Origin of the sequence: Streptomyces sp. NPDC088733, from assembly GCF_044751185.1 — a bacterium.
GTDB lineage: Bacteria > Actinomycetota > Actinomycetes > Streptomycetales > Streptomycetaceae > Actinacidiphila.
Genome location: NZ_JBIVLH010000017.1, coordinates 1 through 26534, shown reverse-complemented (window position 1 = coordinate 26534; position 26534 = coordinate 1). Strand labels below are relative to the sequence as shown.

Genomic DNA, 26534 nt, shown 5'->3' with positions numbered 1-26534 from the left:
GAGCCTATCCGAGCCGTTCCCAGGCCCAGGTCGCGCGCATCTCCAGCGGCTCGATCGGGGTCACCAGCCGCGGGTCGGTGTTGAGGCCGTTGGGCGGACCGGACTGCGGCTCGACGCAGACCGCCTCGGGCTGCTCGTCGTACAGCACCACCCACGGGGCCGGGCTGGTGACCCGCAGCAGCAGCTCACCCGGCCAGGTCAGCGTCACGTCCACACCGTCCGGCATGCCGAAGCAGTCGTCCCACGGGCGCGGCTTGGGGTCGACCCGGCGCCCGGTGGGCAGGTGGTCCTCGCCGCGCTCCTCCATCCAGCCGGGGGAGAACGCGATCTCAGCGTCCTGGCCGCCGCTGCCGAGGTTGCGCAGGAACCAGGGGTGCCAGCCGGCCTGGGCGGGGAAGGAGTCGCCGGTGGTCTCCACGCTCATGGTGAGCTCGGCGTGGTCCTCGGCGAGCACAAAACGCTGGGTGACCCGGCCCTTGTACGGCCAGGGCTCGGCCAGGTCGAAGTAGAAGCTGGCCTCGGTGGCGGTGCCGCCCGGTGCCTGCGCCCACGCGGTGTGCCGGCCGGTGCCGTGGATGGCGTGCGGGCCGGCGTCGCGGGGCAGCTGATGCAGCACGCCGCCGTTGCGGAACTGCCCGTCCCGGGTGCGGCCGCACCACGGCACCATCGGGAACGAGCCGAATTTCTCGCCCTGCCTGAGCAGCTCCACGCCGTCGACGGTCAGCGAGGCGACACGGCAGCCGCGATCCGGGTGGATCGTCAGCCGTGCCTGTCCTGCCTCGAGTTGGACTGCGTTCTCGTCGGTTCGCCCGTCATGGGTCTGGTCCGTGGCCACGCACCAGACCCTACGGGAACGACCGCCTGCGGCGCCTCAGCACGCGCCCCGCGACCACCGCCGACAGCAGCAGGGCTGCCGCGGCCGGGGCATAGCGGCGCAGCGACGCCGTGGCCGAACCGTTCTGCGGGGCCGGCACGGGGGCGTACCGGCCGCGCGGCGGGGCGTGGTCGACCTCCTCGGCACTGCGGCCGATGAGGGTGCGGCGCGCGTAGGCGGCCTCGGCGGGCAGATCGATCCCGGCGGGGTCCTCCGGGACGTCGGGGACCCGGCCGATGGGGCCGATGCCGTCGATGTCGTCGTCCTCGTCGTCGAGATCGCCCGCGAGGTCGTCGTCGAGCTGCTCGGCGGCGTCGCCGGGTTCCCCGGGCTCCCCGGGAGCGCGGGCGTCGCGGGTCTCGTGCACGTCGTGCACGGTGAACTCGTCGACCTGCGCGGGCAGGTCCTCCTCGGCGAGGTCCACCAGGCCCGCGACCTCCTCGATGCCCGCCCCGGCCGGCTCCAGGTCGGAGGTGAGGGCGGCGGCGAAACGGTCCAGCAGCCGTACCCCGGCGGCCGCCGCCACGGCGTCGTCGTACTCCGCGAGCCGCCCGTCGGCCTGCGCCCCGCCGGTGAAGGTCAGCAGCGTCCCGCCCGACACGGCGTCCACACCGACCTCCAGCGCCAGCTTGACCGTGCCGGCACCGCGGGCCTCCACCGCCTCGCCCTCGACGGACAGGCCGCCGCCGCGCGGGGCCAGCCGGAGGGTGCCGCGGTAGGTGATCGTCGAACCGCCGATGCGGAGCCTCAGCCGGCCGGCAAGGCCCTCGGCGGCACCTGCGTCGCGCTGGAGGCCGGGAACGCAGCGGGCGACGCGCTCCAGGTCGGCGAGCGCCTGGCGAATGGTTTCGGCCGGAAACGGAACGAACACCTCATGCGGCTCCATGCGGGCGAGCCTAATAGCCCCCGGCGCGATCCGTCGGGCGATCGGGCCGGGTTCGCGCCCCCGGGTGCCGCCCACGAGCGCCTGACGGCACACACCCGACCCGGGGCACCCCGCCTCACGCACCCGCGCGGCGGCCCGGGGCGGCTCGTACGCGGATGCGTCAACCTGCCGGCAGCAGATCACGCACGGCAGCCGCGAGCGACACTCACCCAACCCCGGTCGGCCCGCACGCGGACGCATCAACGCGGACGGCGGCAGATCACGCACCACGGACACGCCCGCCCGGCCCGGGTCAGTCTCTATGCGGATGCACCCATGTGGTTCGCGGCAGATCGCGGCACCGCAGACGCACCCGCACAGCGCGTGCCGGTCGCGAACGACACCCACCGGGCCCGGGGCAGCCCGCACGGAGACGCATCAGCCCGGCGCACGGCGGCAGCGGCGAGGCGCGCGACCGCCCAACCCCCGTCAGCCCGTGCGGGGATGCATCAACGTGGACGGCGGCAGGTCGGGTACCGCGGAGGCACCGGCGCGGCGGGCGGCTGCCGCGAGCGAGGCGGGGGACAGGGAGCGCAGGCGGGGGGCGTCGGCCGCCAGGCGCAGGGGCGGGGGGTGCCGGGCGGCGAGGACGAAGCCCCAGTCGCCGATCCAGTAGTCGGTGGTACGCAGGCCCGTCGCGCGCACCGTGGCGTCGACGGTCCAGAAGCCCTTCTGCGGCGCGCCCGCGTGCACGGCCAGCCGCCCGCCCGGGGCCAGCGCGCGCTCGGCAAGGCCGTAGAACTCCTGCGAGTACAGCTTCGCGCTGCGCGACATCCCCGGGTCGGGCAGATCGGCCAGCACGACGTCGTACGCACCCGGAGCCTGCGGCGACCGGCGCAGCCAGTCGAAGGCGTCCCCGGTCCGCACCCGTACCCGGGGGTCGCGGTAGGCGTGCCGGTTCAGCCGGGAGAGCTCCGGGTCGGTGCGGGCGAGCGCGACGAGTTCGGCGTCGAGGTCGACCAGCGTCACCGACCGGACGCCGGGGTAGCGCAGTACTTCCCGCAGCGCGAGGCCGTCGCCGCCGCCGAGGACGAGCACGCGGCGGTGCGGCCCTGCCATCGCGGGATGGACCAGGGCCTCGTGGTAGCGGTACTCGTCGCGGCCGGACACGCGCAGCCGCCCGTCGAGCCAGAGCCGCAGCGGCGAGCCGGTGAGCACGACCTCCTGGACCGCGGTCCGCTCGGCCAGCCGCACGTGGCCGCCGTACAGGGCCTCCCGCGCCGCCCGTTCGAAGGGCCCGGCCGCCCAGGCCGCCGCGGCCAGCACCGCGAGAACGGCGACATTGGCGGTGAGCAGCCGGGCACGCGCCCGGGGGGGCACGTCGGCGCGGAACAGCCACAGCACGACGATCCCGCCCGCGACCGCGTTGACCGCGCCGGTGAGCAGCGCGCCGGTCAACTGGCCCAGTAAGGGAAGGAGAAGGAAGGGGAAGGCGAGGCCGCCGACCAGGGCGCCCACGTAGTCCGCGGCGAAGAGGTCGGCGACGGCGCCCCCCGCTTCCTGCCTGCGGATCCGCTGGATCAGCGTCATCAGCAGCGGGACCTCGGCCCCGATGAGCACCCCGATCGCGAACGCGAGGCCCACCATGGCCGGACGGGACTGGCCGTACCAGGCGAAGCCCGCGTACAGCCCCATCACCGACAGCCCGCCGACGAGCGCCAGCGCGATCTCCACCGCGGCGAAGCCGACCGCCGGTGTGCAGGTGAGCCGCTTGGCGAGCAGGGAGCCCACGCCCATGGCGAAGACCATGACCGACAGCACGACGGACGCCTGCGTGACGGAGTCGCCCACCAGGTACGAGGCGAGGGCGACCAGTTCGAGCTCGTACACCAGCCCGCACGCGGCGCAGACGAAGACCACGGCCAGCACCAGTGCCCGCGCCTGCCCCGCCGGGACGGGCAGCCGCAGCCGGCCCGCCGGGGGCCGGGACCCGGCCGCGGTGGAGGTCGACTGGTCGATCATGTCTGAACGCTATGTCACGTGTACGGCGTCGGACGTCACCCACAGGGGTGCGACGGGTGGCACCCGGCGGCGCGTTGACGCCCCCGAGGTCGCCCGCCGTACCCACGCTCACGTCTGCGCGCTCAGCCTCGACCGGGTCGCGACCAACCGCCCCTCCTGGGGGTACGCGTGCCAGGTGCGCCACAGCACGCTCCCGGCGCTGTACTGCACGAGCATCGCGGTGAACGCGTGCGGATCACCCGGGAACGTGCCCGCGAGGCCGTTGGGGTGATCGGCCACGAGTGCGAGCAACTCCTGTGCGCGTCCGGCGAAACCGCCCCACGTCAGCGTCTCGATCCGCGCCGCGAACTCGTAGTCCCAGCCGGCCACCCGTCTGGCCACCCCGAAGGGCAGCGGCGTGCTGCTGCCCGGCATGCAGGCCACGGTCTCCGAGCACCGGCCGCTCGGGGAGTCCAGGAGGACCTGGTGGGACGCTCCGAGCAGCCGCAGCTGGACGTGGACCGCGGGCGCGGCGGCCGCCGCCGGGCCGATGCCAGGGAGTTCACGGTCGAGCACGGCCAGCGCCGGCAGCTCGTCCATTCCCAGACACCAGGCCAGGTCCCCAGCGCGGGTGTCGGTGTAGGCGGTCTGAAGGGTGGTGAGCATGGGATCGGCTCCGCAGGCGCATCGCGAGCAAGCAGGGAAGGGGGAAGAAGGCCGGGAAGGGAAAATTCACACGGAAGAAGGCGGGGCGACCCGCGACTGTGGGGAAATCGCCCGTCGGCATGCGCCCACGCAGGGGTCGGAGAATACGCAATCATGAAAGGCGCGCCGTCCTCAGCCTTTTTACCCATCTCCACCCGCTTTACATCCCCAAGGGCGTGTACGGGTTCAGGTGTTCACCACAAATGCGCCCGACGGGTGAGTAACCCACCGGGCGCATATGCGATTCGCCTCGGGCAATGCGCAATTTCGTGTCGTCAGCTTCCGCCGCCGCAGCCACCGCCGCCGCCGCCGCAGGAACTGCCCCCGCCGCAGGAGGAGTGGCCTCCGCCGCCGCACGAGTGGTGGCTTCCGTGGCCGCTGTCGCCTCCCCCGTGGTGACCGCCGTGGTGACTGCCGTGGTGACCCCCGCCTCCCCCGTGCGGCGACGGGCCGCTGTCCCCCGCCCACCAGGCGCCGACCGACGCCCCGCCCGCATCGGCGGCCGACGAGCCGAACCTGCTCCGGCCGCGGCCCCGCCCCCGATGGCCGCTCCGTACGGCCGCGACCACCAGTCCCACTACCAGACCGAACCCTATGAGGATCACCAGAATGACAACAAGAGGTCCCATCGGTACCACCCCCCGCTTTCCTTGCTTTCCGTTGTGCCACGGTGATGCCCTTGGCCCTCGCGGCCGAAAGCAGAGTTGAGGAAGTCCAGAGGTTTCCGGGTACGCGAAGGCCCCTGGTCTGCGTCAGGAGCAGAACCAGGGGCCGAGGGTGAACGACTGGGCCGTCCAAGGGCCGTGATCTTCAACATCAGGCAGGGCAAACGAGGGCGTGCCCTCCACCTGCTTGATCTGCCGCACCAAGTGCGGATTCCCCTGCCTCCTCAAGGCACCCGGCGTCGCTCACGCTCCCTGGTCGTGCTCGCCCAGGTGCCAACGACGTCAGATGACCAAGATGTTGCACGGTGGGTCAGAACCAGTGCAGGCAGTGCGGGGGGCGCTCGGCGCGGAAGAGAGTGTCGGCGAGGGTGGCAGCACCGGGGCGGTGGGCCCGAATGTGCCCGCCCCGCACGAGGGTGCTCGGGGTGGTGCCACCGAGGTAGACCGAGCCCAGGTGGCTCATGTCCAGCGACAGGTCGGGTTCCTGGTCCGTGGGGACACAGTCCGCCTTGCCGTCCCGGACTGTCAGCAGGTACCGGCCGTGCTCGCCGAGGAACGGGTCGTCGACGTCGAGGACGAGCTCGCCGTCCGTGAACCAGCCGCGCGCGGTCAGCGCACGCGGGACGTCCAGCAACCGCACCCAGAGCCAGTCGGTGTGGGTTGCCTGGCCGGCCCGGAAATCCGCAAACTGCCAGCGCAACGGGTGATCGGTCGTGACGTGCTTGAACACGACCTCAGTGACCAGGTCGTGGCCGAGCACGAACCGAGCCAGCGCTGTGAAGGCGGTGTCGGTGGTGGCGATGGTCTCGTCGACCGTCAGAGTGTCGGACTCTCCGAGGGAGTAGCTGGCGTACCCGTCCGGGACGCCGTCGGTGTCGCGGTGGACGGCAACGTAGCGCGGTGCCGGGGCGACGGGGGGCTGCCCTGCGCCCAGGGCCCACCAGCGGTGCGGCCGGGACAGCGCACCGGGCTGTGCGCGGCGGTACCGGTCGTAGACCTCTTCCAGGATCTCGCCGCACTCGGCTCGCGGCAGCAGCTCGACTGAGCCGGTCGCCGTGACGTCGGCCGATCCGCGCGCACGCGGTACGGCGAGGGCGGCCTTGTGGCGCGGCACGGTCAGCCGGCCCGTGTAGGTCGCCGGTCCGTAGCCGAACCTGCCGTAGATCGGGGCTTCGGAGGCCAGCAGTACGGAGAGGAACTCCCCTCGCTCCCGGAACTCCGTGAGTTGATGCCGCATCATGGCGCTGAGGACGCCTTGGCGCCGGTGTGAGGGCAGGACGCCGACGGCGCTGACCCCGGCGGCCGGGACGACGGCCTCACCGGGCAGGGTGAGCTCGAAGGAGTACGCGCCCGCGGTGCCGACGGGCCGCCCATCCGCCGTCGTGGCCAGCAGGTTGCGGTCCATTTCGAGCGCCGCCCACCAGACTCCGCCGCCGCCCTCGGTCGGGGTTTCCGGGAAGCGCCCGAACGCGGCATGGAGTGTGTCGACGAAAACGTCGCGGTCCTGGTCGGTCGTGGGACGGATCTTCATTGCTGCCGCTGCCTCCCCGCAATGCCGGCACCACGCTCATGGCGCCCGCCACAGTGCAGCGTCGAGCCGCGGCTGGGTCAAGCCAATTACGGCCGCCCGAAGCCGATGTTGCTCGGGCCGTCCGTGGGCCGTCCGAGGGCAGCCGACGACGCCGGACGACGCCGGCCTTCCCCTGGTCAGAGGTGGCGCGTTGGGCACCGCCGCAGGTGTTCACCCACGAAGCCACGTTGAGGAAGTCCGGAGGTTCGGCGGAGGATGGCGGGCATGACCTCCTCGCGACCCCCGCTCAACCGCGCACTCGCGGAGTTCGGCACCACCATCTTCGCCGAGATGTCGGCCCTCGCCGCCCGCACCGGCGCGATCAACCTCGGCCAGGGATTCCCCGACACCGACGGCCCCGAGGAGATCCGCGAGGCCGCCGTCCGGGCGCTGCGCGACGGCCGCGGCAACCAGTACCCGCCCGGGCCGGGCGTGCCCGAGCTGCGGCAGGCCGTCGCCGGTCACCAGGCGCGCTTCCACGGCCTGACGTACGACCCGGACACCGAGGTCCTGGTCACCGCGGGCGCCACCGAGGGCATCGCCGCCGCCATGCTCGGCCTGCTCGAACCGGGCGACGAGGTGATCGCCTTCGAGCCGTTCTACGACTCGTACGCCGCCTGCATCGCCATGGCCGGCGCCGTCCGCGTCCCGCTCACCCTGCGCGCCCCCGCCTTCCGCCCCGACCTCGACGCGCTGCGCGACGCGATCACCCCGCGCACCCGGCTGCTGCTGCTCAACAGCCCCCACAACCCCACCGGGACCGTGCTCAGCCGCGAGGAACTGACCGCCGTCGCGGAACTCGTGCTCGAACACGACCTGCTGGTCGTCACCGACGAGGTCTACGAGCACCTGACCTACGACAGCGAGCACATCCCGCTCGCCGCCCTGGCCGACCGCTTCCCGGGCCTGCGCGAGCGCGTCGTCACCATCTCCAGCGCGGGCAAGACGTTCTCGTTCACCGGCTGGAAGGTCGGCTGGGTCACCGCCGCCCCGCCCCTGGTGAGCGCGGTCCGCGCGGCCAAGCAGTACCTGACGTACGTGGCCTCGGGCCCGTTCCAGTACGCCGTCGCGGAAGCCCTCGCCCTGCCCGACGCCTACTTCCGCGACTTCCGCGACGGCATGCGGCGCAAGCGCGACCTGCTCGCCGACGGGCTGCGCGCGGCCGGATTCGAGGTCCACGAGCCGCAGGGCACGTACTTCATCACCACCGACATCACCCCCTTCGGCGAGAAGGACGCCCTCGCCTTCTGCCGCGCCCTCCCCGAACGCTGCGGCGTCGTCGCCGTCCCCAACTCCGTCTTCTACGACGACCCCGACGCGGGCCGCAGCCAGGTCCGCTTCGCGTTCTGCAAGCGCGACGACGTCCTCACCGAGGCGGCGACCCGTCTCCGCGAGGCGTTCACCGGTTGAGCGGGGGTGCGGGGGCGATGGCGAGCAGCGGCCCGAGCAGGGCGGCCGGGTCCGTGCCGTCGGCAAGATCGCTGACCTGTCCGTCGCCGACCTCGACGACGCGCCACGCGCCGTCGCTGCGCCGGGCGAGGTCGGTGGCGACGAACCGGCAGCCCAGCCTGCGCACCAGGGGACGGACGGGGTCGAGAGCCGGTGCGGGCCGCAGCCCGGGGGTGTCGGGGTGCCCGGTCGCCAGTACCGGTTCACCGTCGAGCCACCAGATCCGGGCCTCGCCGATGTCCCGCCGGAAGTCCTCGAAGGCGCGAAGGACGACTCCGCCCGCCAGAGAGTCCGCCTGCCGTTCGACGAAGCGGGACACCACGGCATGGACGGCGGAGGTGTCCGCGAGGTCGGGCAGGTAGCAGGCTTCGTCCCATTCGTGCTTGCGGGACTTCACGAAGTCCTTGACGATCCCCGGACCGTGCGGGAGATCCGCGGCGGCCCGTGCGAGCGCAGGCGGACCCGGCGGTCTTCCGGGTTCTCCGGGTATCCAGGCGCTCGCCGGTGTGACCTCGGCGAAGGTGGCGTACCAGCCGGGGAGTTCATGTGCCGTCCGGTACATCGGCGGCGTGGTCAGCAAGTGGGCGCCTCGTCCGGCCAGTGCCGCGTCGAGCTCGGCATAGACGTCGGTGGGGATCATCCAGCCGCGGTACCAGACCGCTCCCAGGCCGTGCGGCACGCGCCGCACGGCCTCGTCCGCGCGGCCGAGCAGCAGGGCGTCGTGATCCACCAGCGCCACCTCTGCCCCGGCCCGGCGGGCGGCATCCGCCTGCGGCGCGAAGTGCGGATCGCAGCGAGCCGGTCGAAGGGGGTCGTTGCACAGCAGCACGGAGACGGTCACCGCCCCACAGTAGGGGCCGGGTGACCGGCTGGGTCCGCTCCGGGCGGCGGCGCCGAAACGGCGGCAGCCCGGCCTCGCGCGGCCGCCGGGGGCGGTCGTGCGGGGCCGGGCTGCCGCGTTGGCCTGCGTCAGTCCTCGGTGTCGCCGTCGGCCTCACCGTCGGAGGAGTCGGCGTCCTTCTCCAGCCCCAGCGCCTCGAGGATCCACTTCTCGAACTCGATGGACGCGCGCACCCAGCTGACCGTGCTGGAGACGAAGTGCTCCAGGCCGACGCCGAGACCGATCAGCATCTGGGCCTCGCCGATCAGGCGGACGGTGCCGTCGTCGTGGGTGTGGGTGTAGACCTTCGGCCACAGCGTGCGGCGGTTCCAGTCGTCGAGCGCCTCGTGCAGCTGAGGCTTGTCCTCGATGCTGTACGGGCGGTCGTAGAAGGTCCGGACCGCGAAGATCTGCTGGTCCTCCTCCCCGCGGAACATGAAGTAGGTGCGGAACTCCTCCCACGGCGCGGCGAGGTCGCCCTCCTCGTCGACGACGTACTTGAGCTCCATCTGCTCCAGCAGCTGCTTGACCAGATCCTGGTCAGGAATGACCACGTTCCCGGCAGGGCCGGGCTGGGGGTCCGGCTGGCCCCCGAAATTCGGAATCGAGGACGGGTCGATGCTCACCTTGGAGTTCCCTTCGTACGGATAACACCATCCTCCCTCACGGCGGGCCGCGCTGTGCAAGCGCGGCCCGTCCTGCCGGCGACGCGTCGCCGGACTCAGAGAGTCTTTCCGGTGGCCGCCCCCACCAGCAGCTGGTCACCGACCCGGTCGACCCGCACCGTGTCGCCGTCCCTGACCTCGCCGGCCAGGATCTCGCGGGCGAGCTGGTCGCCGATCGCGGTCTGCACCAGGCGGCGCAGCGGCCGGGCGCCGTAGGCCGGGTCGTTGCCCTCCTCGGCCAGCCAGTCCAGCGCCTCGTCGGTGATGTCGAGGCCGATCCGGCGGTCGCGCAGCCGCCGGGCCAGGCGGTCGATCTGCAGCCGCGCGATGTGGCGCAGTTCGTCCTTGCCGAGGGCGGTGAAGACGACGATGTCGTCCAGCCGGTTCAGGAACTCCGGCTTGAAGGAGGTGCGGACCGTCTCCAGGACGCTCTCCTTCTTCTCCTCGTCGCTCAGCACCGGGTCGACCAGGTACTGGCTGCCCAGGTTGGAGGTGAGGACGAGGATGGTGTTGCGGAAGTCGACGGTGCGGCCCTGGCCGTCGGTGAGCCTGCCGTCGTCGAGCACCTGGAGCAGGACGTCGAAGACCTCGGGGTGCGCCTTCTCCACCTCGTCCAGCAGCACCACCGTGTACGGGCGGCGGCGCACGGCCTCGGTGAGCTGGCCGCCCTCCTCGTAGCCGACGTAGCCGGGAGGCGCGCCGACCAGGCGGGCGACGGAGTGCTTCTCGCCGTACTCGCTCATGTCGATGCGGACCATGGCCCGCTCGTCGTCGAAGAGGAAGTCGGCGAGCGCCTTGGCCAGCTCGGTCTTGCCGACGCCGGTCGGGCCGAGGAAGAGGAACGAGCCGGTGGGACGGTCCGGGTCGGCGATGCCGGAGCGGGAGCGGCGCACCGCGTCGGACACCGCGCGCACGGCCTCGGCCTGGCCGATCAGCCGCTTGCCGAGCTCCTCCTCCATGCGCAGCAGCTTCTGGGTCTCGCCCTCCATCAGGCGGCCGGCCGGGATGCCGGTCCAGGCGGCGACCACGTCGGCCACGTCGTCCGGGCCGACCTCCTCCTTGACCATCGTGCCGCGCTTGGCCACTTCCTCGGCCTCGGTGGCCTCGGCGAGCTCCGCCTCCAGCTTCGGCCTCTCGCCGTACATCAGCTTGGACGCGGCCTCGAAGTCGCCGTCGCGCTGGGCGCGCTCAATGCGGGTGGTCAGGTCGTCCAGGCGCTCCTTGAGCTCGCCGACCCGGTTCAGGCCCTCCTTCTCCTTCTCCCAGCGGGCGGTCAGGCCGCGCAGTTCCTCGTCCTTGTCGGCGAGGTCCTTGCGCAGCTTCTCCAGCCGCTGCTTGGAGGCGGGGTCGGTCTCCTTCTCCAGCGCCATCTCCTCCATGCGCAGCCGGTCCACGGAGCGCTGCAGCTCATCGATCTCGACGGGCGAGGAGTCGATCTCCATGCGCAGCCGCGAGGCGGCCTCGTCGACCAGGTCGATGGCCTTGTCGGGCAGGAAGCGCGCGGTGATGTAGCGGTCGGACAGGGTGGCGGAGGCGACGAGGGCGGCATCGGCGATCTGCACCTTGTGGTGCGCCTCGTAGCGGCCCTTGAGTCCGCGCAGGATCGCGATGGTGTCCTCGACACTGGGCTCGGCGACCAGCACCTGCTGGAAGCGGCGTTCCAGGGCGGGGTCCTTCTCGATGCGCTCGCGGTACTCGTCGAGCGTGGTCGCGCCGACCATGCGCAGCTCGCCGCGGGCCAGCATCGGCTTGAGCATGTTGCCCGCGTCCATGGCGGAGTCGCCGCCGGCACCCGCGCCGACGACCGTGTGCAGTTCGTCGATGAAGGTGACGATCCGGCCGTCGCTGGCCTTGATCTCCGCCAGGACCGCCTTCAGCCGCTCCTCGAACTCGCCGCGGTACTTCGCGCCGGCGACCATCGCGCCGAGGTCGAGGGCGACCAGGCGCTTGTTGCGCAGGCTCTCGGGCACGTCGCCCTTGACGATGCGCTGGGCCAGGCCCTCGACGACCGCGGTCTTGCCGACACCGGGCTCGCCGATGAGGACCGGGTTGTTCTTGGTGCGCCGGGACAGCACCTGCACCACGCGCCGGATCTCGTTGTCCCGGCCGATGACCGGGTCGAGCTTGCCCTCGCGGGCCGCGGCGGTGAAATCGGTGCCGTACTTCTCGAGCGCCTTGTACGTGCCCTCGGGATCGGGTGTCGTCACGCGCTGACCTCCCCTGATCTGCTCGAACGCGTCCTGCAGCTTCTTGCCTGTGGCACCGTACTGCGCCAGCAGCCCGCCGGCGGCCCCGCCCTTGAGGGCGATGCCGATCAGCAGATGCTCGGTGGACACATAGGCGTCCCCGAGTTCCTTCGCGCGTGCGGTGGCGTCCGCGATCACGGCGAGCAGCTCACGGCTCGCCTGCGGGGGCGCCACCGTGCTGCCCTGCACGCTGGGCAGTCCGGCCAGCAGCCGCTCGGTCCCGGTCCGCACCGCGGCGGCGTCGGCGCCGGTGGCGGCGAGCACGTCCAGCACGCTGTCGTTCTCAGGCTGCTCCAGCAGTGCGAGCAGCAGGTGCGCGGGAGTGAGGTCCGCGTGGCCCTCGGACACCGCCTTGGCGTTGGCGGCACCCACGGCCTCCCGGCTCTTGTTGGTCAGCTCGGCGTCCACGTCCGCGTACTCCTCCTTCTGAAGCCACTTCGAAGCTGCCTGGTTCAGCGTGAGACAAGTTGAGTCTATTCCACTCAAGTCTGTGAATGCCAGCTCCGGGGCCCGAAAAGCCCGGGCGTCCCGCCCACTGTCCGCGCCCCACCGCCGCCGCGCAGGCACCCGTGTCCGCTTCGAGGGCAATCCCGTGAGCGGCCGCCGGAAACGGGTGGGCAAGCCTCCGCGCCCGACTTCGCCGCCTCCAAGGAGAGGGCCGACGTCCCGTTCGCCCACGGACCCCCGCACCGCGGCCTCCGGCAACGGGGCCGAGCCGCCCGCGCCCAGGGCTCCATCGCCCTGGCGCCCACCGGGTGACATCCTTCCCGGTATGACCGTCGACCCGCGCGACCCCGACCCCGGCTACCTCGCCTTCTGGCAGGAGTACCTGATGAGCACGCTCACGACCCACCGGCCCGACGGCTCTCCGCACGTCGTGCCGGTGGGGGTGACGTACGACCCCGGGGCGGGGCTCGCGCGGGTGATCACCAACAAGGCGAGCCGCAAGGTCGCCAACATCCTGGCGGCCGGGCCGGAGGGGGCCAGGGTCGCGGTCTGCCAGGTCGCCAAGGGGCGCTGGGCGACGCTGGAGGGCGTGGCCCGGGTCAACACCGATCCGGAGGCCGTCGCGGACGCCGTGCGCCGCTACGCCGAGCGCTACGGGCGCACCCCCGCCCCGAACCCGGACCGGGTCGTCGTCGAGATCGCGCTGACCCGCGCCATGGGCCGCGCCTGAACCCCTTTGACCCCGTCAATCCCATCCCGTGAACACCCCTGCATGTTGCATGATTGACGCTCCGGCAGATTCGGGCGGCATGACGTACGGGGAGGTGCCCGGGGGTGGCACGGGTTGTGGGAATCGATCTCGGAACGACGTACTCCGCGGTGGCGGTGGCCGACCGGACCGGCACCGCGTCCATCGTCCGCAACCGTGAGGGGGAGAACATCACCCCGTCCGTGGTGATGTTCCAGGGCGACACCGTGGTCGTCGGCTCGCAGGCCAAGCGGTCCGCGGCGACCGCGCCGGACCACGTCGTGCAGTTCGTCAAGCGCTACATGGGCGAGCCCCATCCCGTCTACACCTCCGAGTCCGGCACGGCCTTCCGCCCCGAGGAGATCTCCGCGCTGATCCTCAAGCGGCTCAAGGAGGACGCCGAGATGATGCTCGGCGAGCCGGTGGAGCGCGCCGTGATCACCGTCCCCGCGTACTTCGACGACGCCCGCCGCAAGGCCACCCAGGACGCCGGCCGGATCGCCGGCCTGGAGGTGCTGCGGATCGTCAACGAGCCGACCGCCGCCGCGCTGGCCTACGGCGTCGACCAGGACGAGGACGAGCACGTCGGCACCGTCCTCGTCTACGACCTGGGCGGCGGCACCTTCGACGTGACCGTGATGAAGGTCGAGGACGGCGACTACGACGTCGTCGCCACCGACGGCGACCGCAACCTCGGCGGCTTCGACTGGGACGGCGCGCTCATGGAGCACCTCAACGGCGCCTTCATGGCGGCCGGCGGCCCCGACCTCACCGAGGACAGCGCCACCCTCGCCGAACTGCGCGACAAGGCCGAGATCGCCAAGCGCACGCTGTCCAACGCCCCGCAGGCCGTCGTCGTGCTCTCGGCGGGCGGCCGGCACGAGCAGATCCGCGTCACCCGCGAGCGGTTCGAGGAGCTCACCGCCGAACTCCTCGACCGCACCCGCATCCTCACCGAGGGCGTCCTGGAGGAGTCCGGCCTGGCCTGGGCCGACATCGACAAGGTGCTGCTGGTCGGGGGCTCCACGCGGATGCCCCAGGTGCCGGCACTGGTCGAGCGGCTGTCCGGGAAGAGCGCGGAACGCGGTGTCAACCAGGACGAGGTGGTGGCGCTGGGCGCCGCGCTGATCGCCCTGGACGCCGAGGTGCGCGCCGAGCAGGCCGCGGAACGCAAGAAGTACATCGGCAGCGGCGCCCACGTGGAGTCCGCCCCCGGCGACGGCCTGGCCCGGCTGACCAAGGGCAGGGTCAAGTCCATCAAGGACGTCACCTCGCAGTCGCTGGGCATGATCGCGGTGCACGCCGACGCGCCCGGCTCCCCCGAGTACAACGCGGTGATCATCGCGCACAACACCACCGTCCCGGCCAAGGAGAGCGACACCTTCTACACCGTCGCCGAACGGCAGACCGCGCTGCGCGTGCAGGTCACCGAGGGCGAGGGCGAGGACCTGGACTACGTGAAGGTCGTCGGCGAGAGCACCCTCAAGATCCCGCCGTACCCCAAGGGCGCCCCCTTCGAGGTCTTCTACGCCTATGACGTGGACGGCATCATCCACGTCGAGGTCAAGGACCTGACCTCGGGCACGTGGCTGGGCGAGTTCGAGGTCGAACGGCCCGACAACCTCGGCGCCGGGCAACTGGAGGAACTCAGCGACCGGGTGGCCCGTACCGCCGCCCTGTGACCGGAGCCGGAGGCGCCGCGCCATGACCGCGACCGAAGTCCCCGACTACTACACCGAGTTCGGGATCAGTACCAGCGCCACACCGGAGGAGATCAGCAAGCATCTCGACCGCGAGCACCGCAGTTGGGCGGGAAGGGCCGGCAAGGCCCCCTCCGCGGAGAAGCGGCGCGAGGCAGAGGACAAGGTGCGGCGCGTCCTGGACGCCCGCAAGGCGCTCACCGACCCCTCCGCCCGCACCCAGTACGACCAGCGGCTCGCCCGCGCCAAGCGGAGCGTGCCGCGGCAGCCGCCCCGCGCGGAACCGGTGCAGCCCACTCTCGGCGGCACCGTCCGCGACTGGGTCGGCACCGCCCAGCGGCTCCTCTCCGAGGGCGATCTGCAGGCCGCCGCCTACGAACTGCGCCAGGCCGTGCACCACGACGAGCGCAACGCCTTCGCCTGGCGGCTGCTCGGCGCCGTCCACAGCGACCTCGGCGAGTACCGGGACGCCCTCCAGGAGCACGCGCGGGCCCTGGACCTGGAGCCGGACAGCGCCGGCACGCACTACCTGGTCGGCGCCGTCCACACCGCTCTCGGCGATCACGGCACCGCGCTGAGCTGGTACATGAAGGCCGCCGCCCTCGCGCCCGGCGATCTGGACACCGAGATCGCCATCGGCGACGGGCTGTACGCCGCCTCGCGCTTCGACGAGGCCCTGAACTGGTACGAGCAGGCCCTGAGCCACAGCAGCCGCCACGCCGGGCTGCGCAACCAGATCGCCCGCATCTGGTCGCTGCGCGCCGAAGGCACGATGGTCACGCACCCGCTCACCCGGCGGCTGGTCGTCGCCTCCGCGGAGTCCGCCCTGCGGGTGCTGCACTGCGTCGACCAAGGGCTCGCCGTCGGCCCCGGCGACCCGGAACTGACGGGGCGGCTGGAGTTCTACGCCGGCCTCGCGCGGGACGCCCTGCGCAAGACGTGGAACTGGCGCGGCAGCATGGTCCTGATCGTCTTCGTCGGCCTGGTGCTGGCGTTCGCCGCCGGCCAGGGCAAGGTCAACCTCTACAGCGTGCTGGTGACGGCCGCCGTCGTCGTGTTCCTGGCCTGGTACGGCTACCGGCCCCGGTGGTTCCACACCCGCAAGTCCCTTCCCCGGCACGCCCGCGACCCGCAGCGACAGCCGCAGCCCTGGAGCACCGTATGAGCACTCCACCGCCCGTGCCGCCGGTCCCGTCCGCGCCGCCCCTGCCACCCGCGCTCCCGCTGCCGCCGGAGGCCGCCGCGGCGGAGCCGGCGCCGGTGCCCGCGCCTGCGGCGCCCTCCCCAGACCCGTTCGCGATCGTCGCCGACGCCGTGGACGGACTGCGGGAGGAAATGGCCTCGCTCGGCGACCAGTTCCGCCGCCGGCTGCTCAACGACCGTGAGGGCCGGCGCGGTCTGGACGAACTGCGCGCCGAACTGGACCACACCCGCAAGGCCGCCGAGGGCCGCCTCATGCAGCCCCTGCTGTACGACCTCGTACTCCTCCTGGACCGCATCGACCGCCACCCCGGCATCGACGGCGGTTTCGCCGACTCCGTGGGCGCCGAACTCCTCACCGTCCTGGAGAAGTACGGCATGACCCGCATCCCGGTCGCCGCCGGCCGTTTCGATCCCGCCCACCAGGAGGCCGTCGGCACCGTGCCCGCGCCCCGCCCCGAACTCGCGGGCGACGTCGCGGAAGTGGTCCGGCACGGCTACCGCGTCGGCGACCGCGTCGTCCGTCCCCAGCAGGTCCGCGTCCACACGGCCCCATGAAACCCCCGGGAGTGTCCGGCATGGCCACGGCACCGCGGTTGCAGTTGCGTACGTACACCATCAAGGAGGGGATGCTCGACGCCTGGCTCGGCCTGTTGCACGCCGAGATCGTGCCGCTGCGCCGCGCGCACGGCTTCGAGATCGGCCAGGCCTGGGTGGACCGGGAGCGCGGCCAGTTCGTCCGGCTGATCGGCTACGCGGGCGAGGACGGCTTCGCCGCGGCCAACGCCCGCTACTGGAACAGCCCCGAGCGCGAGCGGATGCCGCTCCAGCCGGAGGACTACCTCGTGCGCAGCGAGGTCCGCGACGTCGAACCGGCCTGAGCCGCGGCCCACGCCGCCACCGCCGCCCACAGCGGGAGCCAGGCGGCGGCCAGCAGCGCCCCGGCGCCGAGCGCCGCGCCCGCCACGGTCACCTCGCGGCGCCGGGCCCACACCGAGCCGACGCCGCCGACCGCGAGCAGCGCCACGACCACGGGGACCGGCACCAGGTCCGCGTAGCGCGGCACCCCCTCCAGCCCGTACGCCGCCACCCCGAGGCTCACCAGGACCAGCGCCAGGACGCCGGACACCCACCACGGCCCCTCGCGGTCCGAGGCGAGCCGCAGCGCGGCCCACATGGCCACCGTCGCCATCGCCACGTCCAGTCCCTCGGAGCGCCAGGCCAGCGCGTGCGGCACCGCCGCGGCCAGCATCCCGACGGACAGACCCGGCACCACACCGGTCCACAGCGCTTCACGTGACATGTCCCGCGTCTTCCCCGCCCCGCCCCCCACACGCCCCGCCCGGCCGCCCCCGCCACCCCTTCGGCCGACGGGGCCGCCCCGTGCGGGGGTGCGTCACGCCTCGGGGGCCGGACGGGGTTCGGGGAAGCGGCGGCGCGGGAACCGCGCGCCGAGGTCCGAGTAGGGCGTCCGCGCCGTGTAGACCGCGAGGTGCTCGAAGGAGCCCCAGAAGCCGCCGCCCTCCCGTGCGGCGAGGCGCTGCCGCTCGGCGCGTACGAAGGGCTCCAGGGCCCGCCATGTCTCCTTGATGCCGGTGTAGTGCATGGCCACGGCCTTGTCCTCGTCGATGACGCCGGTGACGACGAGGACCCCCAGCTCCTGGTAGAAGCCCCCGGCCCGGTGCGCGTGGTCGCGCGCCGGGCGCGGCAGCCCGGTGACGCCCGCGGCCGGGTCGTGGCCGCCCATGCGGTCGCGCACGTACTCCAGCGACTCGCGGAACTCGGGCGCACGGGCGGCGGCGCTGAGTTCGACGACGAACAGCAGGAGATTGGTCCTGCGCACGTCCTCCGCCTGCCGCCGGGCGCTGACGGCGGAGACGAGCAGGGCCAGCAGGGAGAAGGAGAGCGCGACGGCGTTGAAGACCGTGTTCATTGCGTTCATCGCATCCATGCGGCCAGTCTCACGGCGGGCCCGTGATCGTTCCCCGCGTTCGGGGGAAACCGGGGCGGCAGGACACGGCATGATCACGGGGTACGCGCGACGGCTGTGCACAGGCGTTCGGGAGTGTCAGTATTTTCCTCCTCAGGAGGAATCTTTGACCACGCCTATACGAACGGGCGCCACCGCGCTCGTCCTCGCCACGGCGGCCGCGGGACTCTCCCTGCCCGCCGGCACCGCCCACGCCGCCACCACCTGCTCCGCCGGGGTGTGGACGGCGGCCTACTACGCCAACACCACGTTCAAGGGCACCCCGAAGAAGACTGCCTGCGACACCTCGATCAACGAGAACTGGGGCACCGGCCACCCCGCCGGCATCGCACTCCCCAACGACAACTTCGGCGTGCGCTGGACGCTCAGCCGCGACTTCGGCTCCGGCGGCCCCTTCACCTTCACCGCCGCCGCCCGTGACGGCATCCGCGTCTACGTCGACTCCAGCCTCAAGATCAACCTCTGGAAGGACGTCTCCACCACCCAGACCAAGACCCTCAACCTCACCGTCCCCAAGGGCCGCCACACCCTCCGCGTCGACTTCGGCGCCTTCAAGAGCACCGCGAACGTCAAGTTCACGTACGCGCCGCGCACGACGGCGTCGGTCGACAAGGTGAAGCCCCTGACGCCGACCGGGCTGAAGGCCCCGGCCACCGGGCACGCGTTCACCCTCGCGTGGACCAAGAACGCGGAGATGGACCTCGCGGGGTACCGCGTCTACCGGCGCACGGGCTCGGGCACTTGGACCCGGCTCAGCGGCACGGCCCCGGTGACCGCGACGTCCTACCGGGACCTGCCGGCGTCCAACGGCGCCCGCTACTCGTACGCGGTCATGTCCGTCGACAAGGCCGGCAACGCCTCGGCGCTGTCGTCCGCGGTCACCGTCACCTCGATCGACGAGCAGGCCCCGGCCGCGCCGACCGGCCTGAAGGCCGTGGCCACCGCCGACGGCAAGGGCTACGCGCTCACCTGGAACGCGGTCGCGGACGCGACGAAGTACCAGGTGTACCGGGCGACGTCGGCGACCGGCCCGTGGACCGCCCTCGGCACCCCGTCGGGCGCGTCGTACACGGACACCACGGCCGCCGCCAGGACGGCGTACCTCTACGCCGTCGCCGCGCAGGACGCCGCGGGCAACGGCTCCGCCAGGTCGGCGACCGCGAGCGCGGCCCCGCTGGTGATCCGGCCGGACGCACCCCGTGACGTGGCGGCGACCCCCCTCGAGAACCTGCTCGGCGTCAAGCTGACGTGGAGCCTCCCCAGGGCGCAGGTCGTCGGGACGTTCACGGTGTACCGCTCGGCCACCTCGCCGGTGAACCCGGCCACCGCGACCCGCCTCAACTGCGCGATCGACTACGAGGGCAACCTCGGCGCGGACCCCGCCCGGTTCAGCTGCACCGACACCAGCATGGCCCTGCGCGGCGTGACCTACCACTACGCCGTCACCCAGACCGTCGACGGGCTCGCTTCGGCACCCTCGAACGAGGCGGCCTTCACCACGCCCGGCGACGAGGTCCCCCCGGCCCTGGTCTCCGGTCTGACCGCCGAGCCGACCGAGTACGGGGTGCGTCTGCACTGGAACCCCAACACCGAGCCGGACCTGGCCCGTTACACGGTCTACCGCGGCGAGCTCTACGAGGACGAAGGGGAGCGGGTCTGCTTCGGCCACGCGGTCGAGTGGCTGGGCCCGCACGCCACCGGATACCTCGCCGAGCGGCTGCCCGACGGCGAGCGGGGCTGCTACTTCGTCGACGCCGAGGACACCTGGGGCAACTCCCTCTTCCTGTGGGAGAACGAGGCCTCCGTGGTGGAGTTCACCGAACTCGACCTCACCCCCTCCGTCGGGACGCCCGAGGGCTCGCCCGTGCAGCTGACCGCCGAGGACGTGACCGACGGTGTGCGGCTGGGCTGGAACGAGGCGACCGGCGCCACCGGTTACCTCGTCTACCGCTGGGATCCTGTCGACGGCCGGTACGAGAGCCTGACGCCGGACCCGGTGACCGGCACGACCTGGAAGGACACCACCGCGCCCCGCGGCACCACCCACTACTACTGGGTGACCGCCGTGGACGCGGACGGCACGGAGTCCGCACCGGGCGGTGCCTACGCGGTTCTGGCGCCCTAGCAGCGCGACCGTAGGCGGGCCTTGCGATAATCGCAAGGCCCGCCTACGCTGTTTTCATGGACCCGTATGTCATCGAACGTGTACGCACCGTGATGGACGCGGCCGCGATGACCAAGGCCGCCTTCGCCCGGACGGTCGGGCTCACGCCCGACAAGCTGTCGAAGTCGCTCAGCGGCGTGCGCCGCTTCACCTCGCTGGACCTGGCGCTCATCGCCGAGGCCGGCGGCACGACCGTGGACTGGCTGCTCACCGGCAACGAGCCGCTGCGGCCCGCCCTCGCGGCCCGCACGCGCAGCGACACCGCGCCCGACCCGGCGGGGACGCGGGAGGTCACCGAGCGGTTCGCGGCCGCCTACGAGGTACTGGAACTGCTGGACCGGGCAGGAGAGCTGCCCGCCGTGCCGGAGCCGGACCCCGCGCTGGAGCGCTGGGCGGCGCAGGGCGAGCGGCTGGCGGAGGAGGCACGGGAGCGGCTGCCGGCGGCGGGGCTGGAGACGGACGAGCTGATCGCCGCGGTCGAGGAGCACTTCGGCGTGGACGTCGCCATCACCGGGCTTCCCCAGGCTGTGGACGGACTCGCCTGGCAGACCGACACGTTCCGCCTCGTGCTCCTCGCGCCCACCGATCTGTGGACACGGCAGCGCTTCACCCTGGCCCACGAGCTCTGCCACATCCTCGCCAAGGACGCCCGCAGTGTCGTGGTGGAGTCCCATGTCGCCCCCGGCCGGCAGAAGGACCTCGCCGAGGTGCGGGCCAATGTCTTCGCCTCGCATCTGCTGATGCCCGCCCGGGAGTTGACGCGGGCCGCCGCCGCGGAGGGGGAGCTGACGGACGCCGCCTTCGAGCGGCTGGTCGTCCGCTTCCGGGTGTCGCCGAGCGCGCTCGCCGCACGCCTGCACCAACTCGGCCTGATCGACGCCGGACGGCGCAAGCACCTGCGCGCCCTGACGACGGAGTCCTGCCATCTGCTGGCGGGCGCCGGCGACGAGTACCAGCGGCAGGCGTCGCGCGCCTTCGCCGAACGCTTCCCGCCGCGCCTGGCCTCGGAGTTGTACAAGGCCTATCTGGCGGGGGAGACGACGCTGCGCCCGCTCGCCGCACTGCTGGACACGGACGTGGAGCGGCTGCACGACCTGCTCGCCCCCGAGTCCGCGGCCGGCAACGGCACCGATCAACAGGACGCCGAAGAAGGGGACCTGGTCTTCCAGCCATGACCACCTGGTGGTTCCCGGACAACACCGTCCTGTGCAACTTCGCCGCCGTGGACCGGATGCTGCTGCTGGAGAAGGTGCTGGACGGCCGCGGCCGCTGGACCCAGGCCGTCGCCCACGAGGCCGCCCGCTCCGCGCGGTTCCTGCCGCGTCTGGCCGGGCTGGCCGAGGCCGGCTGGCTGGGCGAGCCCGTGGAGATCACCGAGAGCGCTGAGCTCCGGGAGGTCGACCGGCTGCGCCGCGCGGTCTTCGGCGGCCCGTCGAACGCGCCGACCCGGCATCTCGGGGAGGCCGAGACCTGCGTACTGATCACGCGGCGGCGGGAGTTCCGCGGCGCCGTCTGGATCACCGACGACCGCTCCGCCCGCAACTTCACCCGCCGGCGCGGGATCACCACGAAGGAGACCTTCGACCTGATGCGGGACGCGTGCGCCGACGGGCTCGTGCCCGCGGCGGAGGGTCACCGGCTGCTGCACGCCATGATCGCCTCGGGCCGCCATCTGCACCATGTGTCGCAGGGGCCCGCCGACCTGCTGCCGTGAAACGTTCCGCCGGGTCTACTCGGGCCGCTTGGCGGGCCGCCACACCACCAGCGCCGACGTCTGCTGCACGTCCTGGTACGGCACCAGGTCGCGCCGGTAGGAGGCGTGGACGGCCGCCTCGCGCTGCTGCATGGCGGCCGCGGCGCCCTCGACGGCGGCGGCCAGTTCGGCCACCCGCGACTGGAGGGCCGCGACCTGGTTCTCCAGTTCGATGATGCGCTTGATGCCCGCGAGGTTGATGCCCTCGTCCTGCGACAGACGCTGGACCTCGCGCAGCAGCTCGATGTCACGGGCCGAGTAGCGCCGGCCCCGCCCGGCCGTGCGGTCGGGCGAGACCAGGCCGAGCCGGTCGTACTGCCGGAGGGTCTGGGGGTGCAGACCGGAGAGCTGGGCCGCCACCGAGATGACGTAGACGGGGGATTCGTCCGTCAGCTCGTACGGGTTGCGACCCCGTCCGCCCCGCATGCCGCCGCCCATGCTCATCGGTTCAGTCTCCCTTCGCGGCCTTGAACAGCTCTGCCCGCGGATCGGTGTCCGCGGTCGCCTCCCGGTACGCCTCCAGGGCGTCCAGCGCCTTGCCCTCGGTGGCCGCCGGAACGGCGACCTCGACGGTGACCAGCAAGTCGCCGTGCGTACCGTCCTTGCGGACGGCACCCTTGCCACGCGCCCGCAGCGTACGCCCGTTGGGCGTACCCGGGGGCAACTTCAGGGTGACCGGGGGACCGCCGAGCGTCGGCACCTTGATCTCGCCGCCGAGGGCCGCCTCCGTGAAGGAGACCGGCACCACGACGGTGAGATTGTCGCCCTTGCGGCCGAAGACCGGGTGGGCGTCGACGTGCACGGTCACGTACAGGTCGCCGCCCGGGCCGCCGCGCTCGCCGGGGGCGCCCTTGCCGCGCAGCCGGATGCGCTGCCCGTCGGTGACGCCGGCCGGGATGCGCACCTGCATGGTGCGCGCCGAGCGGGCCCGGCCGCTGCCGTTGCAGACCTCGCAGGGGTCCTGCGCGATCAGGCCGCGGCCCTTGCAGTCCACGCAGGGGTCGGTGAGCGAGAAACCGCCACCGCCGCCGCGCGAGACCTGCCCGGTGCCGACGCAGGTCGGGCACACCCGGGGCGTGCCGTTCTTGTCGCCGGTGCCCGAACACGCCTTGCAGGGCGCCTGGCTGGTCATCTTCAGCGGGACCGTGGCACCGTCCACCGCCTCGGTGAACTTCAGCGTCACCTCGGTCTCGACGTCCTGGCCGCGCCGGGGCTGCGTACGGGTCGTGGCGCCGCCCCGGTTGAACAGGCCGCCGAACACGTCCCCGAGGCCGCCGCCGAAGCCGCCGCCCTGGGGGGTGCCGGCACCGCCGGCGGCGCCGCCGCCGAAGAGGTCGCCGAGGTCGAAGCCGAAGCCGCCCGCGCCGGCCGGGCCGCCGCGGAAGCCGCCGTTGCCGAAGAGGGCGCGGCCCTCGTCGTACTCCTTGCGGCGCTTGGCGTCCGACAGGACGTCATTGGCCTCGGAGATCTCCTTGAAGCGCTCCTCGGCCTTGGCGTCGCCCTTGTTGGCGTCCGGGTGGAACTCGCGGGCGAGCTTCCGGTACGCCTTCTTGATCTCCGCCTCGGTGGCGTCCTTCGGGACGCCGAGGACCTTGTAGAGATCCTTCTCGAACAAATCCCTGCTGATGCTCATCCCCGGCGTCCCTCCTTCCGTGCCTTCTGCGCGTGACTCACGTCAGCCCTGTTCCGGGCCACCGTTCTCCTCGTCGGCCGCGTCAGCGTTGCCCTGCGTTCCCTGCGTGCCCGGCTGGGGCTCGGCGACCGCCACCCGCGCGGGGCGGATGGTGCGCTCCCCGATGCGATACCCGGGCTGCAGGATCTGCACGCAGGTCGTCTGTGTGACGTCCGGCGAGTAGCTGTGCATCAGGGCCTCGTGCACCAGCGGGTCGAAGGGCTCGCCCTCCTTGCCGAACTGCTGGAGGCCCAGCTTGGCGGCCACCGTCTCCACGGACTCGCCGACCGACTTGAAGCCGCCGACCAGTTCCTTGTGGTCCCGGGCACGGCCGATGTCGTCGAGCACCGGAAGCAGTTCGGTGAGCAGATTGGCGACCGCGATCTCGCGGACCGCGATCCGGTCCCGCTCCACCCGGCGGCGGTAGTTCTGGTACTCCGCCTGGAGCCGCTGGAGGTCCGCCGTGCGCTCACCGAGCGCCGTACGCACCTGGTCCAGCTGCGCCTGCAGAGCGACCATGGCGTTCGCGTCCCCGGCCGGGGACGCCGGGGCCGCCTGCTCGGCGGACCCGGCACCCGGCGCCGTGTCGCCCGCGGAGTCCGCGGACGACGCGGAACCGGCCTCGGCAGAGGGGACGTCAGGCTCCTGCTCGAAGCCCGGGGTCTCCTCCGTCACGCGGCACCGTCCTTCTTGTCCTCGTCGACGATCTCGGCGTCGACGACGTCGTCGTCGGCCGGGGCACCGCCCGCGGCACCGGCGGCACCGGCCGCGCCACCCTCGGCCTGGGCGTTGGCGTAGAGCGCCTGGCCCAGCTTCTGGGAGGTGGCGGCGACCTTCTCGGTGGCCTCGCGGATGGCGGCGGAGTCCTCGCCCTTCAGCTTCTCCTTGAGGTCCTCGACAGCCGCCTCGACCTCGGTCTTGACGTCACCGGGGACCTTGTCCTCGTTGTCCTTGAGGAACTTCTCGGTCTGGTAGACGAGCCCCTCGGCCTGGTTGCGGGTCTCGGCGGACTCGCGGCGCTTGTGGTCCTCGTCCGCGTACTGCTCGGCCTCGCGCATCATGCGGTCGATGTCGTCCTTCGGCAGCGCGGAGCCACCGGTGACGGTCATGCGCTGCTCCTTGCCGGTACCGAGGTCCTTGGCGGAGACGTGCATGATGCCGTTGGCGTCGATGTCGAAGGCGACCTCGATCTGCGGGATGCCGCGCGGGGCCGGCGGCAGGCCCGTGAGCTCGAACATGCCGAGCTTCTTGTTGTACGCCGCGATCTCGCGCTCGCCCTGGTAGACCTGGATCTGCACCGACGGCTGGTTGTCCTCGGCCGTGGTGAAGATCTCCGAACGCTTCGTCGGGATCGTGGTGTTGCGCTCGATCAGCTTGGTCATGATGCCGCCCTTGGTCTCGATACCGAGGGACAGCGGGGTGACGTCGAGCAGCAGGACGTCCTTGACCTCGCCCTTGAGCACACCGGCCTGGAGCGCGGCGCCGATGGCCACGACCTCGTCCGGGTTCACGCCCTTGTTGGCGTCCTGACCGCCGGTCAGCTCCTTGACGAGCTCGGCGACGGCGGGCATGCGGGTGGAGCCACCGACGAGGACGACGTGGTCGATCTCGGAGAGCTGGATGCCCGCGTCCTTGATGACGTTGTGGAACGGGATCTTGCAGCGCTCCAGCAGGTCCGCGGACAGCTGCTGGAACTGGGCGCGGGTGAGGCGCTCGTCCAGGTGCAGCGGGCCCTCGGCGGACGCCGTGATGTAGGGCAGGTTGATCGAGGTCTCGGTGGACGAGGACAGCTCGATCTTCGCCTTCTCGGCGGCCTCGCGCAGACGCTGCAGCGCCATCTTGTCCTTGGACAGGTCCACGCCGTGACCCGAGGCGAACTGCTTCACCAGGTAGTCGACGATGCGCTGGTCCCAGTCGTCACCACCGAGGTGGTTGTCGCCGTTGGTGGCCTTCACCTCGACGACGCCGTCACCGATCTCCAGCAGCGAGACGTCGAAGGTGCCGCCACCGAGGTCGAAGACGAGGATGGTCTGGTCGTCCTTGTCCAGGCCGTACGCCAGGGCGGCGGCCGTGGGCTCGTTGACGATGCGCAGGACGTTGAGGCCCGCGATCTCGCCGGCCTCCTTGGTGGCCTGGCGCTCGGAGTCGTTGAAGTACGCCGGGACGGTGATGACCGCGTCGGTCACCTTCTCGCCCAGGTAGGCCTCGGCGTCACGCTTCAGCTTCTGCAGGATGAAGGCGCTCATCTGCTGCGGGTTGAAGTCCTTGCCGTCCAGGTTGATCCGCCAGTCGGTGCCCATGTGGCGCTTGACCGAGCGGACCGTCCTGTCGACGTTGGTGACAGCCTGGCGCTTGGCGACCTCGCCGACGAGCACCTCGCCGTTCTTCGCGAAGGCGACGACGGACGGCGTGGTCCTGGCACCCTCGGCGTTGGTGATGACGGTGGGCTCGCCGCCTTCGAGAACGCTGACGACGGAGTTAGTCGTGCCCAGGTCGATGCCGACCGCACGTGCCATGGTGAAACCCTCCAACTGCCTACTTGAGTGGAACTGACTCAAGAGTGCCGGACGGCGTCCTCCGTGTCAACAGACCTGAGTCGGTGCCGCTCAACTTTAGAGCCGCCCCTGCGCGCAGGGCCGTCGCGGCACGGCCGATCGGCCCCTCCGGCGACCCTCCGGCGGCGCCCCGGCCCGGGCAAGGCTGCCCTCAGCGACACAGATCACCGGCGGCGCGGCTGCACGCGTGCGCCGATACTGGGTACCCTCAGGAGAACTGCATAAGTTACTGCTTAGTAGACAGCCGGGCAGTCGGCCCGAGCCGCCGCTCTCGCAGGTCCGAGGAGCCCTGAAATGCAACTCGCCGCGATCATCGTGTCGCTGGTACTCGCCGTGGTCGGCGTGGCGCTGTTCAGCCGAGCCATCGCCCAGATCTACCGGTTCG

General features: G+C 72.2%; 23 protein-coding genes. 9 read left to right on the top strand and 14 right to left on the bottom strand.

Going from position 1 to position 26534, the window contains the following annotated elements; genetic code table 11:
* Window positions 1–4 precede the first annotated feature (4 nt).
* The 5 genes from ACIP64_RS27635 to ACIP64_RS27615 form a co-directional block, all read right to left on the bottom strand.
* On the bottom strand, window positions 5–835 hold the full coding sequence (locus ACIP64_RS27635) for an aldose 1-epimerase (protein ID WP_401591858.1): 831 nt from the start codon (window positions 833–835) through the stop codon (window positions 5–7).
* Window positions 836–845: 10 nt separating this feature from the next.
* A complete protein-coding gene (locus tag ACIP64_RS27630; protein WP_401591856.1) occupies window positions 846–1760 on the bottom strand; it encodes an SRPBCC domain-containing protein in 915 nt (304 codons plus the stop codon).
* A gap of 468 nt (window positions 1761–2228) precedes the next feature.
* On the bottom strand, window positions 2229–3761 hold the full coding sequence (locus tag ACIP64_RS27625) for a polyamine aminopropyltransferase (RefSeq protein WP_401591854.1): 1533 nt from the start codon (window positions 3759–3761) through the stop codon (window positions 2229–2231).
* Window positions 3762–3869: 108 nt separating this feature from the next.
* Window positions 3870–4406 carry a DUF2617 family protein gene (locus ACIP64_RS27620; RefSeq protein ID WP_401591852.1) on the bottom strand — a complete coding sequence of 179 codons (537 nt, stop codon included), beginning with the start codon at window positions 4404–4406 and terminating at the stop codon, window positions 3870–3872.
* A gap of 1014 nt (window positions 4407–5420) precedes the next feature.
* Complete coding sequence (locus tag ACIP64_RS27615; RefSeq protein ID WP_401591850.1) at window positions 5421–6641, bottom strand: GNAT family N-acetyltransferase; 1221 nt, start codon at window positions 6639–6641, stop codon at window positions 5421–5423.
* Between the two features lie 255 nt (window positions 6642–6896).
* Here ACIP64_RS27615 and ACIP64_RS27610 point away from each other — a divergent pair, with 255 nt between their 5' ends.
* Entirely contained in the window at window positions 6897–8090 is a 1194-nt protein-coding gene (locus tag ACIP64_RS27610; protein WP_401591848.1) for a pyridoxal phosphate-dependent aminotransferase, read from the top strand.
* Here the strand turns inward: ACIP64_RS27610 and ACIP64_RS27605 are convergent.
* The 3 genes from ACIP64_RS27605 to clpB all read right to left on the bottom strand — a co-directional run bounded on the left by ACIP64_RS27605 (window position 8080) and on the right by clpB (window position 12328).
* Window positions 8080–8970, bottom strand: a complete 891-nt coding sequence (locus ACIP64_RS27605) for an ATP-grasp domain-containing protein (protein ID WP_401591846.1) — start codon at window positions 8968–8970, stop codon at window positions 8080–8082. The two genes, ACIP64_RS27610 and ACIP64_RS27605, sit on opposite strands and share 11 nt — an antisense overlap.
* 128 nt (window positions 8971–9098) lie before the next feature.
* Window positions 9099–9635 carry a YbjN domain-containing protein gene (locus ACIP64_RS27600; protein WP_401591844.1) on the bottom strand — a complete coding sequence of 179 codons (537 nt, stop codon included), beginning with the start codon at window positions 9633–9635 and terminating at the stop codon, window positions 9099–9101.
* Between the two features lie 95 nt (window positions 9636–9730).
* Window positions 9731–12328 carry an ATP-dependent chaperone ClpB gene (clpB, locus tag ACIP64_RS27595; RefSeq protein ID WP_401591842.1) on the bottom strand — a complete coding sequence of 866 codons (2598 nt, stop codon included), beginning with the start codon at window positions 12326–12328 and terminating at the stop codon, window positions 9731–9733.
* A gap of 364 nt (window positions 12329–12692) precedes the next feature.
* Between clpB and ACIP64_RS27590 the strand changes: the two genes are divergently transcribed.
* From ACIP64_RS27590 to ACIP64_RS27570, 5 genes are all read left to right on the top strand, one after another.
* A complete protein-coding gene (locus ACIP64_RS27590; protein WP_401591840.1) occupies window positions 12693–13097 on the top strand; it encodes a pyridoxamine 5'-phosphate oxidase family protein in 405 nt (134 codons plus the stop codon).
* A gap of 116 nt (window positions 13098–13213) precedes the next feature.
* Window positions 13214–14797, top strand: coding sequence for an Hsp70 family protein (locus tag ACIP64_RS27585; RefSeq protein ID WP_401591838.1), 1584 nt, complete (start codon window positions 13214–13216; stop codon window positions 14795–14797).
* Between the two features lie 22 nt (window positions 14798–14819).
* Window positions 14820–15980: a tetratricopeptide repeat protein gene (locus tag ACIP64_RS27580; RefSeq protein ID WP_401591836.1), complete on the top strand. Its 1161-nt coding sequence runs from the start codon at window positions 14820–14822 to the stop codon at window positions 15978–15980.
* Window positions 15977–16573, top strand: coding sequence for a nucleotide exchange factor GrpE (grpE, locus tag ACIP64_RS27575; protein WP_401591834.1), 597 nt, complete (start codon window positions 15977–15979; stop codon window positions 16571–16573). Before ACIP64_RS27580 ends, grpE (ACIP64_RS27575) begins: the two co-directional genes overlap by 4 nt.
* Window positions 16574–16593: 20 nt before the next feature.
* The gene (locus ACIP64_RS27570; RefSeq protein WP_401591832.1) at window positions 16594–16896 is read left to right on the top strand and encodes an NIPSNAP family protein; all 303 of its coding nucleotides are present in this window, start codon (window positions 16594–16596) and stop codon (window positions 16894–16896) included.
* Here the strand turns inward: ACIP64_RS27570 and ACIP64_RS27565 are convergent.
* Window positions 16854–17318: a hypothetical protein gene (locus ACIP64_RS27565; RefSeq protein ID WP_401591830.1), complete on the bottom strand. Its 465-nt coding sequence runs from the start codon at window positions 17316–17318 to the stop codon at window positions 16854–16856. The genes ACIP64_RS27570 and ACIP64_RS27565 overlap by 43 nt on opposite strands.
* A 93-nt stretch (window positions 17319–17411) precedes the next feature.
* Window positions 17412–17966, bottom strand: coding sequence for a hypothetical protein (locus ACIP64_RS27560; protein ID WP_401591828.1), 555 nt, complete (start codon window positions 17964–17966; stop codon window positions 17412–17414).
* Window positions 17967–18111: 145 nt separating this feature from the next.
* Between ACIP64_RS27560 and ACIP64_RS27555 the strand changes: the two genes are divergently transcribed.
* From ACIP64_RS27555 to ACIP64_RS27545, 3 genes are read left to right on the top strand one after another with little or no spacing between them, the layout of a single operon-like run.
* Window positions 18112–20130: a PA14 domain-containing protein gene (locus tag ACIP64_RS27555; protein ID WP_401591826.1), complete on the top strand. Its 2019-nt coding sequence runs from the start codon at window positions 18112–18114 to the stop codon at window positions 20128–20130.
* Between the two features lie 56 nt (window positions 20131–20186).
* Complete coding sequence (locus ACIP64_RS27550; RefSeq protein ID WP_401591824.1) at window positions 20187–21344, top strand: ImmA/IrrE family metallo-endopeptidase; 1158 nt, start codon at window positions 20187–20189, stop codon at window positions 21342–21344.
* Window positions 21341–21883 (top strand): hypothetical protein, encoded by a 543-nt coding sequence (locus ACIP64_RS27545; protein ID WP_401591822.1) that lies wholly within the window; start codon window positions 21341–21343, stop codon window positions 21881–21883. Before ACIP64_RS27550 ends, ACIP64_RS27545 begins: the two co-directional genes overlap by 4 nt.
* 15 nt (window positions 21884–21898) lie before the next feature.
* Here the strand turns inward: ACIP64_RS27545 and ACIP64_RS27540 are convergent, their stop codons facing one another.
* From ACIP64_RS27540 to dnaK, 4 genes are read right to left on the bottom strand one after another with little or no spacing between them, the layout of a single operon-like run.
* Complete coding sequence (locus tag ACIP64_RS27540; RefSeq protein WP_360900298.1) at window positions 21899–22366, bottom strand: heat shock protein transcriptional repressor HspR; 468 nt, start codon at window positions 22364–22366, stop codon at window positions 21899–21901.
* 4 nt (window positions 22367–22370) lie between these two features.
* Window positions 22371–23555: a molecular chaperone DnaJ gene (gene dnaJ / locus ACIP64_RS27535; protein ID WP_401591819.1), complete on the bottom strand. Its 1185-nt coding sequence runs from the start codon at window positions 23553–23555 to the stop codon at window positions 22371–22373.
* Between the two features lie 42 nt (window positions 23556–23597).
* A complete protein-coding gene (gene grpE / locus ACIP64_RS27530; protein ID WP_360900292.1) occupies window positions 23598–24269 on the bottom strand; it encodes a nucleotide exchange factor GrpE in 672 nt (223 codons plus the stop codon).
* Window positions 24266–26110: a molecular chaperone DnaK gene (dnaK, locus tag ACIP64_RS27525; protein WP_401591817.1), complete on the bottom strand. Its 1845-nt coding sequence runs from the start codon at window positions 26108–26110 to the stop codon at window positions 24266–24268. The genes grpE (ACIP64_RS27530) and dnaK overlap by 4 nt, the downstream gene beginning before the upstream one ends.
* Between the last annotated feature and the right edge of the window lie 424 nt (window positions 26111–26534).